Raw genomic sequence first — 11,110 nt, 5'->3', positions numbered from 1 at the left:
CCCGACCACAGGAGGCTTCCGTGCTGCCCGTTTGGCTGCCCTCGCTGCGTACCGTGGGCGCGCTCCAGCGCGTTCTGATCGTTGCCCTCCTCACCCCCGCCGTTCTCGTGGCCCTCGCTGCGGTACTCCCGGCCCTGGCCCTGCTGCCGTTCCTTCCGGGCGGCACCGACCGCGCAGTCAAGCTGCTGACCGCGCACACCCGGTACTTGAGCACTCTGCTGACCAACAGCCGCCCCGCACCGTGAGCGGTTCGGACGGCCGGAGCCTGGGAGATGGCGCGGGCACAAGCCGAGGTTGGCCAGCGGGCGGCCGGCGGCTGCTTCGGTCGTTCAGGGTCGATGGAGGTTGTTCAGGGCCCGGCGCGGCCGGGCTGGAAGGCGCGGGATGCCGACGGGCTGGCAAACGGCGTCATAGGGAAGCCCCGGCTGGACGGGGGAGACCAGCCGGGGCCGTGTGTGGTGTCGTGCGGAGGGCGGTCGCCTCTCGGCGGGAGGCTTCACGGGGCTTCAGCCGGACGATCGTCCCCATGGGACATGGGTGAGGCCCGGGGACCCTGTCCCCTCCGCAGCCACATATAGAGGAACGGTCTGCCGCGATGGGATGTTCCTTCCCCCGCCGGGGTTCGCTGTGAGGCGGGCACCCGGCCTCACAGCTGCGGGTCACTTGAGGAAGTCGGCGACGAGGGTGGCGAATTCGTCGGGAGTGGCCAGTTTGATTCCGAGGTCTTCGGCCTTGGCCTGCTTGGATCCGGCGCCGTCTCCGGCGACGACGAGGGTGGTCTTCTTGGAGACGCTGGAGGAGGAGCGGCCCCCGGCGCGTTCGATGAGCTCATTCATCTGGTTGCGGCTGAGCTTCTCCAGTGGGCCTGTCATGGCGCCGGTCACGACCACGGTCATGCCGGTCAGCGGGCCTCCCGCCGCCTGCGTCTCTTCTGTGCTGCTGTCGGCCGCGGGGGTGGGCGGGGTGGCGCCGGGTTCGGTCATGTTCACCCCGGTGGCGGCGAGTTTGTCGACGAGCGGGGCGAGTTCGGCGAGTTCGGCGACGATCGAGGGGGCCTTCTCGGTGCCGATGCCCTCGACCTGCTGCATCGCGTCGGCGTCGGCGGCACGGATGTTGTCCATCGTGGCGAAATGCCGGGCGATCCGGCGGGACATGGAGCGGCCGGTGCCACGCAACCCGAGCGCGCACAGCACCCGCGACAGTGGCTGCTGCTTGGCCGCGGAGATGGCCGTGAGGAGGTTGTCGGTGCTGGTCTCGCCCATCCGCTCCAGGCCGAGCAGCTGCTCGCGGGTGAGGGTGAACAGGTCGGCGAGGTCGGCGACGAGGTGGGCGTCGACGAGCTGGACGATGCGAGTGGTGCCGAGGCCCTCGATGTCGAGCTGGTCGCGGCCGGCCGCGTAGGACAGGGCGGCGACCAGGTGGCAGTTGCGGCCCATCGCGCAGCGCCAGCGCTGCTCGCTGGTGTCGATGTCGGCACCGCACCGTGGACACGCCGCGGGGAAGACGATGGGCTGTTCGTCGCCGGTGCGCAGGTGGGCGACGGGCGCTTCGATGCGGGGGATGACGTCGCCGGCCCGGTGGACCATGACGTGGTCGCCCAGGCGCAGGTCGCGGCGGGTGATGTCGGCCGGGTTGTGGAGGGTGGCGTAGGTGATGGTGGCGCCGTCGATCTCGACCGGTTCCAGGACGGCGCGCGGGGCGATGATGCCGGTGCGGCCGACGTTCCACTCCACCTCGAGCAGGCGGGTGATCTTCTCGACGGCGGGGAGTTTGTAGGCGATCGCCCAGCGCGGGGCGCGTGTCCCGGATCCGGCGGTCTGCTGGTCGGCGGCAAGGTCAGCCTTGATGACGACGCCGTCGATCCCGAACGGCAACCCGGGTCGCAGGGCGGCGATCTCATGCACGCGGGCCAGCACGTTTTCGACGTTGTCGGCGATGGAGCCGGGCACCGCGGTGGTGGCAGTGGTGTTCACCCCGTACGCAGCGGCCCGCGCCATCAGGTCGCTGTGTGCGTTCTCGCCCAGCCGCGCGGCAAGCGTCGTTTCGGTGTCGGGCAGGGGCAGCAGGCCGTACCCGAAGAATGTCATCGGCACGGTGTAGGCGCGCTCCTTCGCGCGCAGGGTGCCCGCCGCGGCGCCGCGCGGGTTGGCGAACGGCTGCCCGCCGTGCGCGGTGCGAACCTCGTTGGCGTGTTCGAACTGGGCGGTTGTCATCAGGACTTCGCCCCGCACCTCGACTGTGACCGGCTCGGCGAGTTCGTCCGGCAGGCCCTCGATGGTGCCGATCGCGTGCGAGACGTCCTCCCCGGCCGTCCCGTCGCCGCGGGTGATCAGCTGTCTCAGGCGGCCGTGGGAGTAACGGGCGGCGATCGCCAGGCCGTCCAGCTTCGGTTCGACACTGAAACTTGCGACCTCGTGTCCGATCCTGCGGGCCAGCGAGGCGGTCCAGGCGGTGAACTCCTCCGGCGAGAACACGTTGTCCAGGCTCAGCATCGCGACCGTGTGCGGGACGTCGCCCTCCGTGGCGCCGCCGGCGACCTTCCCTGTCGGCGAGTCCGGCAGCACCTGCTCGGGATGGTCGGCCTCCCACGCGGCGATGCCTCGGACCAACCGGTCGTAGGAGTCATCGTCCAGCATCGACGTACCGTCCGCGTAGTACGCGGCCGCCGCCTTCACCGCATCCTCGACAGCCTGCGCATAGGCGGCGGCATCCACGATCACTGCACCTGGTGTGGTCATGCCCGCTATCCTGCCTGCCACCACTGACAATGCCCCTGGCCAGCGTGGATCTCACGGTGTCAAGGCAGGCATGGGGGCCGGGCCAGGCCGCTACTGCAGGGCGCGGACCGCGGCGGAGAACACCGGGGGCATCCGGGACGCCGCAGGGACGATGAGACGGGCGGCGCCAGGACGACGGCACGCGGCCAGTAGGGCGCCGGTCAGCAGCCGGTGGCGCCGGGTCAGCCGGGTCCAGGCGCGCTCGTATGCGGCCGGTTGTCCGGCTGCCAGGCACCGGATCGCGGCTTCGGAGGTTGCCAGCGCGAGGGCGATGCCTTCGCCGGTGAGGGCGTCGAGGTAGCCCGCGGCGTCGCCGACGAGCAGGACACGGCCGGCGGTTCTGTGCCGCACGCGCTGTCGCAGTGGTCCGGCGCCGCGTACCTCCGTTGCGGCCGGGCCGCGCAGCGACGGGGTGAGGGTCGGGAAGGCGGCCAGGTGTTCGTCGTATCCGCGGCGGCTGCTGCTGAGGATCGCGACGCCCACCAGGTCGTGGCCGATCGGTGTCACGTAGGCCTCGCCATGCCGGGACCAGTGGACCTCCACGTAGTCCGTCCACGGTTCGACGAGGTAGTGGCGGCGCAGTCCGTAGCGGCCGTGCGGGCGGGCCGGCATGTCCAGCCCCAGGCCGCGGCGCACCGGGGAGTGCAGGCCGTCGGCGGCGATCAGCCAACGCGCCGTGGTGCCCGCGGCTGTGACCGTGTCCGCGCTCTGGCGCACCTCGCCCACCTTGCCCGGCAGTATCCGTACGCCGAGGTCGAGCGCCCGCTGGTGCAGTGCGGAGTGCAGCGACGTGCGGCGGATCCCCAGCCCACTGTGACCGCGGAAGGACGCTTCGGCGCGGGTGGTGCCGTCCACGTAGCGGATGCCGCGCAGTTCGCGGCCGGTGACCTCGACGCCCAGTGCTCGCAGCGCGGCGACTCCGCCGGGCATGACTCCTTCTCCGCAGGCCTTGTCCACAGGCGTGGTCCGCGGTTCGACGACGACGGCCTCCAGTCCGGCGAGCGCGGCGTGGATCGCGGCAGCCAGCCCGGCGGGTCCGCCGCCGGCCACCAGTACGTCGATCATGCCGACGCGGGCGTGGTCGTGGTGGCCAGTGCCTGGTTCTCGCAGCGGACGCGCACGGTGAGCAGGGCGGCGTTGAGTGCCGTGAAGGCGGCCGCGGTGGTCCAGGCGGTGTGGACGAGGGGCAGGGCCACGCCCTCGGCGACGACGGCCACGTAGTTCGGATGCCGCAGCCACCGCCACCGGTAGGGGCCGCCCGTCACCAGCGGTAGACCGGGTACGACGATCACCCGGGTGTTCCATCGGGGGCCCAGGGTGTGGATGCACCACCACCGCAGTGCCTGGGCGCCCGCGAGCACGGCCAGCATCGGCCAGGCCAGGGCGGGTACGAAGGGCCGGTCGGCCAGCCATACCTCGGTCGGGCAGGCGATCAGCAGGCCGGTGTGGAGGGCGACCATGGCCGGGTAGTGGCCCTGCCCAGTCTCGGTCGCGCCGCGGGCGGTGGTCCACCGTTCGTTGCGGCGGGCGACGACGAGTTCGGCGACACGCTCGGCGGCGACGGCGGCCACCAGTAGTCCGTACCAAATCATGTGTCCTTCCTGTCCTTCCTGTCCTTCGTGTCCTGCGAGGTCCGAACTACCAGCGCAGCAGGACGAGTTCGCAGGCGAAGCCGGGCCCCATCGCCAGCAGCAGACCCGGCGTGCCCGGCGGCGGGCGGCGTTGGGCCAGGGTGTCGCGCAGTACGTGGAGCACCGACGACGAGGACAGGTTGCCCACGTCCGCGAGGTGACGCCAGGTCACATCGAGTGCCTCCTCGGGCAGGTCGAGGGCATCGGTGACGGCCTGAAGGACCTTGGGGCCGCCGGGGTGGCACACCCAGGCCGTCACGTCCTTCGGCTTGATCCCGTGATCGCTGAGGAACCCCTCGACGTCATCGGCGAGGTAACGGCGCACCACATCGGGGACCTTCGGGTCGAGGATGACCTGGAAGCCGGTGTTCTTGATGTCCCAGCCCATGACGCGCCCGGTGTCCGGATACAGGTGACTGCGGGAGTCCACGATCGTCGGGCCGGCGGTCTCTTCCGGGCGGCGCGGGCGTTCCCCACCGCACGCGACGACCGCGGCGGCGCCGTCGCCGAACAATCCGGTTGCGACCAAATTGGCCATGGAGGCGTCGTTGCGCTGGAAGGTGAGCGAGCACAGTTCGACCGACAGCAGCACCGCCACGTGGCCGGGACGGCCCAGCAGGTAGTCGTGCATGCGGGCCAGGCCGGCGGCGCCGCCGGCACAGCCCAGGCCGAACAGGGGGAGCCGCTTGACGTCCGGCCGCAGTCCGAGGCGGCCGGACAGCCGTGCGTCGATCGAGGGGGTGGCAATGCCGGTGACGGAGGTGAAGATCAGTAGGTCCACGTCGGCGGCGGTCAGGCCGGCCGTATGCAGCGCGCCTCGGACGGCCTTGGCGCCCAGGTCGGTGGCGGCGGGGATGAAGACGTCGTTGGAGGTGCCGAATCCGTCCAGTTCCCCGTACTGGTCGAGCGGCAGGGTCATGTGCCGCGACCTGACTTTCGTGCTGCGGTGCAGCCGGTCCAGGACCCGGCGGTCGCTTCCCTTCGGCAGACAGGTACGGGCCACCATGTCGGTGATCTCGGACTGGGGGCGACGGTGCGGTGCGAGGGCACCGTGAACGGCGGCGATCCGCGTCATGTGGTTCCCGTCCGGTTACCGACTGGGGTGAGTTGTTTCCCACGTGTTCCCCGGATCGGGCCTTGAACACCATGGATCGCCCGTCCGGCCGTTCGCCACGGGGCGCGTGCTCGAGCCTGGTGGGGTCGGGGCGCCTACGATCGGCCGGGTGGGCACTCCCGAGCAGTCGACGGTCTGCGGCCCGGCCGCGAGTTGGGCCGGCCGGGTGGGCGGCCTGGCCGGATCGTGCCACCCCGGGCCTGTCGCGGCGGTCACCGCCTTGATGGTCGCGCTCGCCGTCACCGCCGGCCAGGGCGCCGCGCGTTGTGTCCTGACCGCCGCCGCTGTGCTGGCCGGACAGTTGTCCGTCGGCTGGTGCAACGACGCGTTCGACGCGCGCCGGGACATCGCCGCCGGCCGCCGGGGCAAACCCGTTGTCGACGGCACAGTCGGCGTGACGGAGGTGTGGGTGGCCGCGTATGTCGCGCTGGCGCTGTGCGTGCCGCTGTCGTTCGCCTGTGGGCTGTGGGCGGGCGCCGTTCACCTGGCCGGGGTGGCGGCGGCGTGGGCGTACAACCTGCGGCTCAAGGCAACAGCGTGGTCCTGGGCGCCGTACGCGGTGGGTTTCGCCGCGCTCCCGGCGTTCGTGGCGCTGGGGTTGCCGGGGCAGCCATGGCCGGCCTGGTGGGTCGTCACTGCCGGGGCGCTGCTGGGAGTTGGCGCGCATCTGGGCGATGTGCTGCCGGACATCCGCGGGGATCTGGCGACGGGCGTACGGGGCTGGCCGCACCGGCTGGGCCCGGATGGCGCGCGGCTGCTACTGCCGGTGCCGCTGGTGGCCGCGTCCGCGGTGCTGGCGCTGGGGCCCGCAGGACCACCCGGCAGATGGGGAACTGCGGCGCTCGCGGTGGCCGGCCTGGTCGCGGTGGCGGGGACGGTGCTAGGACGCCGGTGGGAGCGGGCGGCGTTCGCGGCAGCGGTCGCCGTGGCGGTGGTGGACGTGGCGTTGCTGCTGCTGCGCGGCACCGGGATCGCTTGACCGCGCTGCCTCAGCTCAGGGTCGGGTCACCCCCCTTGTCGGCTAGCCGCGCCAGTTTCTCCAGGGGAGAGAGAGGCCGGTCAGTACGAACGGCAGCTGACCCGCAAGACATCGCCAATCTTGAACTGCTGTTGGTCGATGCCCTTGCCCATGCGGAAGTCGGCCATTGGAGGCAAAGAGTCTGCCGGGAGGCGGTGAAGGCCGCTGGGGGGCGTTACTGGTTCCTTGGGGGCGCGCTGGGTACGGCTGGCTGCGCCGAACCTGTCGCCAGTGTTGCGGCAGGTAGCAGCGGGAGAGGGGTTGTGAAGACGCTCGGTCTTCCTCCGACTGACTGGTGACGGTCGGGATCAACAGCCTCCGAGTGCTGCCGTTGCGATCAGGGTTGCCGTTGCCGCCATCCGAAGGGTCGGCCGAGGTGCGGTCGCTCACGGCGCTCCAGGAAGTGACGGATCCGGAGGGATCCACGCCAGGCGCCGTCCGGCGGATCATGTGGCCGTGATGGCACCAAGTCAGTTCTCGCGGACCGGACTGCGCCCGGTTGCGCGGCGGTTCTGCCCCTCGGGCATGGGCAGAACCGCCAGTGCGGTGTCTGCAATGTTCCGCAGCGTCTCCGGGGCCAGGCCTGCCTTGCCTACCGCCTCGATACCGCGGACCACCGTCAGCAGCAGTGCCGCCAACCGCTCCGGATCCGCAGCGCTATCGATGTCGCCGTGGCGCTGGGCGGCGCTGATCTCCGTCCGCAGCAGGGTCAGCAGTGCCGTCATGGTCTCGGCCGATCGTTCGGCGACCGTCGGATCGTGCTGTGCCAGTTCCGCCGCGCCCTTGGCCAGCAGGCACCCGCGACGCTCGGTGTCGGAGGCGGTGTTCTCCGCCATTAGGTGCACGTAGTCCGACAGCCGGGCCAGGGCCTCTGCGTCAGGGCCACCTGCCAGCCGCTCTTCGGCCACCTCGGCGACTGCGGTGCACCAGTCGCCGAACACGCGGTGGAACAGCTTGCTCTTATCGCCGAATGCGCCGTACAGGCTGCCCTTGCCCAGGCCGGTCGCCTGGCCGATGTCGTCCATCCGGGTTCCTGCATAGCCGGTCGCCCAGAACTGTTCTCGGGCCTGCTCCAGGACTTGGCGTTCGTCGAACGCGCGTGGTCTCGGCATGGTCTCAGCCTATCCATTCTTGACTCGATCGTCCATTACTGCCTACGTTATGGACGATCCATTCCACAACTGAAGGGGTTCGACATGCCAGGCGTGCTGCAGGAGAAGGTGGCTGTGATCACCGGAGGTACCAGCGGGATCGGGCTGGCCATCGCCCACCGCTTCGTCCGGGAAGGCGCACGGGTCTTCGTGACCGGCCGGGACGTCGACCGCCTCGAAGCGGCAGTCAAGGAGTTGGGCCCCGCGGCCACCGGCGTACGATCCGACGTCTCGGTCCTGGCCGACCTGGACACGCTCTACGCGCAAGTCCGCGAGGAGGCCGGACGCATCGACGTGCTGGTGGCCAACGCGGGTATCGTCGCGGACGCCGCGCTCGGCGCCCACACCGAGGCGAACGTCGACCTGACGCTCGCCGTCAACGTCAAGGGCCCACTATTCACTGTTCAGAAGGCGCTTCCGCTGCTGGCGGAGAACGCCTCCGTCCTGGTCGTCGGCTCGAGCAACAGCGTGCGGCCCAATGAGCAACTCGAGGTCTACAGCGCCTCGAAGGCGGCGGTGAGCAACCTCGTGCACAACTGGGCCCGGCAGTCGCGGGAGCGCCGATTCCGGGTCAACGTGCTCAGCCCGGGACCCACGCGGACCCCTGGCCTGCTGGGCGCCGCAGGGCCGGACGTCGACCAGTTCGCCGAGGCCGTCGTGCCACTGGGGCGGCTGGCCGACGCCGAGGAAATCGCCGAGGCCGCCCTCTTCCTGGCTTCGGAGGCCTCGTCGTTCGTCACCGGCGCCGAACTCTTCGCCGACGGCGGCTACACCCGGGCCTGAACCACGGCCGGTGGTGCGCATCCGGCTCCCTCGAAGCTTTGGGGCGCACTCCCGGCCGCGCGTTGTGCGTCGTACGAGGCCCAGTGCGCCGGGAGCAACGAGATCGGGCTCTCCGTGACCTGGTTGACGAAGAGCAGGACCACGGCTTCGTCCGGGGCGGCCGAGGCCATCCCCTTCGGCGCGGTCATCGCACCGCAGATTGGCAATGGGTCGCGGAGCAGTACCGCCCTCGCCTCCGCCTCCGTCGTGTAGGGGCCACCACCCAGCTGGTTGGCTGACGGACTTCCGCAGCCCACCAGCTCCTGCAGCCGGGTCTTGCCGACTGCTACCACCAGCGATGCCGGTCGCTCGCGATCCGCCTGTGCCCGAGGGGCTGCACCGCGCGGGCATTGCCCCGGGGCAAGACCTTGCGGTAGTGGTTCAGCGCGGCGGCGGAAGCCTGTACGGGGTGGCTCAGCACCGACCAGCGGACACCCGGGACGTACGGGCAGACGGTGGTGGACCCGAGATAGCGATAGGACTCGGTACAGGTCGGCAGTAGCGCGTCGAGCTCTACTCTGGGCACGTCCCAGGGGTCTCTACCTCGGCGCGCCGAGCTGAGCAGCCGGTCCAGGGGGGCGTTCGGCTCCCCAGGATGGACGAAGATGCCGACCACTGCATACTCGCTGCCGCTCTCCCCGGACACGGTTCCGTCCTCGACGGACCGTACGTACTTCATGTGCTGCTCCATCGGCAACGCCACGCCGCCGACGGTGTGCTCGGAAGGCGTGTGCCAGTGCACGTCCGCCAGGATGAATACGTCAGCGCCGATGGTAAGCCGGCACTCCTGCCCCGGCGGCGGTTCGGCCTTCACCGCTCCCTCGTCATCCCGGACGCAGTCGGCAGGTGCGCCATCGGCGGTCTGCCCACCGCTGGTTGGCCCGCCGTCGTGCTGACGACGCCGCGGGTCGTCAAAGTGCAGACGCATGGTGAGCGTTGCCGGGTGCTGGAACCGCAGCGGCGGCAGGACCGAAACGTCGGTGGCCTGCGGGCGAATGTCGACTGGGCTCTGCGACAGCGACGGCTCCGGACTGCCGGAAGCGGATGGAACGGGCGCGGTGAGGGACATAGGCGAACACCTTCGACTCGGCAGGCGGACGGCCGGGCACATGATCACCGCATAACTCCCCTGTCCGCCGCTCTGAACACCAAAGGTCACCTGGAGTGCTGAGGCCGGACGGCACGGCCTTGACGAATACATGAGGACCGGCAACGGCGGAGGGATCTTTGCCCAGTCCGGTGATGTCTTCGGGTACCAGGGTGTCTGCTTCTGGGACGGCTCAGAGCTGATGAGCGGCCGGCCCAGGGCGATCAACTTCCAGCAATCCGACTGCCCCGACGAGTGTCTGAAGCCCTGAAAGCCGAGCACCTACACGTCGGTTGCGGGGCGCCACAACCGCACCGTACCGCCGACGGCAAGCCGACCCTCGCACCCAGCAAGGCACTCGGAACATGGGTGCCGAACCACTTCGTCTCCGCGCGGACGGCTGCCGACTGAGCCGATCAACATGCGGGGCGAGCCGTCAACCTCTCGGTCCCACATCAGGGCACCTGGCGTCGGCCGCCCCGTAGTGCGCGGCGACTTACCATGATTGAGACAGGTGTACGAATTGATGTCGGGGAGGACGCCGTGGCTGTCTATGAACTCAAGAACCGCCTGGTCGTCGGTATCGCCTCCAGCGCACTGTTCGATCTGGAAGAGGCGGATGCCGTCTTCCGCAATCAGGGGGAGGAGGCCTACCGCGCCTACCAGGAGGAGCACCTGGACGACACGCTGGACAAAGGGGTCGCCTTCCCCTTCATCCGCAGGCTCCTGTCCCTCAACGACCTCTCACCCGACGACCCTCTCGTCGAAGTCATCATCCTGTCCCGCAACGATCCCGACACCGGGCTGAGGGTCATGCGATCCATCCAGTCCCACGGCCTGCCGATCAGCCGGGCCATCTTCATGCAGGGCCGCTCTCCCTACCGCTTCATGCCGGCCCTGAACATGTCCCTGTTCCTGTCCGCGAACGAGACCGACGTCCGCGAGGCCGTCACGCTTGGGCTGCCCGCCGGCCGCGTCCTCGGCCCTGCCACGGCCGACCAGGACGATGACCAGGACCTGCGGATCGCCTTCGACTTCGACGGAGTCCTCGCCGACGACGCATCGGAACAGATTTACCAGGCCGACGGCATCAAGGGCTTTCACTCCCACGAGACGACGAACGCCGCCACCCCGCACGACCCGGGGCCGCTACGGGACTTCCTCGCCGGGATCAACCGGCTCCAGCAGCGCGAAGAAGAAGAGCGGGCACAAGACGCCGACTACAAGATCCGCGTCCACGTCTCCCTCGTCACCGCCCGCAACGCACCCGCCCACGAACGCCCGGTGCGCAGCCTGAAGAACTGGGGCGTGACCGTCAACGACGCCTTCTTCCTCGGCGGCATAGACAAGAGCACGATCATGGAGGTGCTCCGGCCCCACATCTTCTTCGACGACCAGGTCAGCCACCTGACAGGCACAGCCCGCAGCACCCCCAGCGTGCACGTCCCCTTCGGGAAGATAAACGAACCCGGCCGCCCGGCGCCGGAGAAAGCGCAGCAGTGAGCCTCGG

Annotated in this window: 11 protein-coding genes; 4 read left to right on the top strand and 7 right to left on the bottom strand. The window is 70.1% G+C overall.

Translation table 11 applies throughout. The features are described 5' to 3' along the window. Window positions 1-20 precede the first annotated feature (20 nt). On the top strand, window positions 21-245 hold the full coding sequence (locus ACWGDB_RS07080) for a dTMP kinase (protein ID WP_453821474.1): 225 nt from the start codon (window positions 21-23) through the stop codon (window positions 243-245). A 414-nt stretch (window positions 246-659) separates the two neighbouring features. Here ACWGDB_RS07080 and ligA read toward each other — a convergent pair whose 3' ends face one another. The 4 genes from ligA to ACWGDB_RS07060 all read right to left on the bottom strand — a co-directional run bounded on the left by ligA (window position 660) and on the right by ACWGDB_RS07060 (window position 5,483). After that, window positions 660-2,738: an NAD-dependent DNA ligase LigA gene (gene ligA / locus ACWGDB_RS07075; RefSeq protein WP_453821473.1), complete on the bottom strand. Its 2,079-nt coding sequence runs from the start codon at window positions 2,736-2,738 to the stop codon at window positions 660-662. 90 nt (window positions 2,739-2,828) lie between these two features. Then, entirely contained in the window at window positions 2,829-3,842 is a 1,014-nt protein-coding gene (locus tag ACWGDB_RS07070) for an NAD(P)/FAD-dependent oxidoreductase (RefSeq protein WP_453821472.1), read from the bottom strand. Continuing rightward, window positions 3,839-4,369: an isoprenylcysteine carboxyl methyltransferase family protein gene (locus tag ACWGDB_RS07065; RefSeq protein ID WP_453821471.1), complete on the bottom strand. Its 531-nt coding sequence runs from the start codon at window positions 4,367-4,369 to the stop codon at window positions 3,839-3,841. The genes ACWGDB_RS07070 and ACWGDB_RS07065 overlap by 4 nt, the downstream gene beginning before the upstream one ends. Window positions 4,370-4,415: 46 nt before the next feature. Beyond that, entirely contained in the window at window positions 4,416-5,483 is a 1,068-nt protein-coding gene (locus ACWGDB_RS07060; RefSeq protein ID WP_453821470.1) for a type III polyketide synthase, read from the bottom strand. Between the two features lie 148 nt (window positions 5,484-5,631). Between ACWGDB_RS07060 and ACWGDB_RS07055 the strand changes: the two genes are divergently transcribed. Further along, window positions 5,632-6,501: a UbiA family prenyltransferase gene (locus ACWGDB_RS07055; RefSeq protein WP_453821469.1), complete on the top strand. Its 870-nt coding sequence runs from the start codon at window positions 5,632-5,634 to the stop codon at window positions 6,499-6,501. 509 nt (window positions 6,502-7,010) lie between these two features. Here ACWGDB_RS07055 and ACWGDB_RS07050 read toward each other — a convergent pair. Further along, window positions 7,011-7,652: a TetR/AcrR family transcriptional regulator gene (locus tag ACWGDB_RS07050; protein ID WP_453821468.1), complete on the bottom strand. Its 642-nt coding sequence runs from the start codon at window positions 7,650-7,652 to the stop codon at window positions 7,011-7,013. Window positions 7,653-7,736: 84 nt separating this feature from the next. Here ACWGDB_RS07050 and ACWGDB_RS07045 point away from each other — a divergent pair, with 84 nt between their 5' ends. Further along, complete coding sequence (locus tag ACWGDB_RS07045) at window positions 7,737-8,474, top strand: SDR family NAD(P)-dependent oxidoreductase (RefSeq protein WP_453821467.1); 738 nt, start codon at window positions 7,737-7,739, stop codon at window positions 8,472-8,474. Here the strand turns inward: ACWGDB_RS07045 and ACWGDB_RS07040 are convergent. Both ACWGDB_RS07040 and ACWGDB_RS07035 read right to left on the bottom strand, forming a co-directional pair. Beyond that, window positions 8,459-8,662, bottom strand: coding sequence for a hypothetical protein (locus tag ACWGDB_RS07040; protein ID WP_453821466.1), 204 nt, complete (start codon window positions 8,660-8,662; stop codon window positions 8,459-8,461). The two genes, ACWGDB_RS07045 and ACWGDB_RS07040, sit on opposite strands and share 16 nt — an antisense overlap. 137 nt (window positions 8,663-8,799) lie before the next feature. Then, on the bottom strand, window positions 8,800-9,582 hold the full coding sequence (locus tag ACWGDB_RS07035; protein WP_453821465.1) for a carbonic anhydrase family protein: 783 nt from the start codon (window positions 9,580-9,582) through the stop codon (window positions 8,800-8,802). 561 nt (window positions 9,583-10,143) lie between these two features. On the opposite strand from ACWGDB_RS07035, the gene ACWGDB_RS07030 reads away from it, so the two are divergent. After that, the gene (locus tag ACWGDB_RS07030; RefSeq protein WP_453821464.1) at window positions 10,144-11,103 is read left to right on the top strand and encodes a 5'-nucleotidase; all 960 of its coding nucleotides are present in this window, start codon (window positions 10,144-10,146) and stop codon (window positions 11,101-11,103) included. Window positions 11,104-11,110: the final 7 nt, after the last annotated feature.

The sequence above is a fragment of the Streptomyces sp. NPDC055013 genome (genome assembly GCF_053608645.1).
Note: the sequence above shows the minus strand (reverse complement) of the source record. Positions and strands in the feature narration are given on the sequence as shown.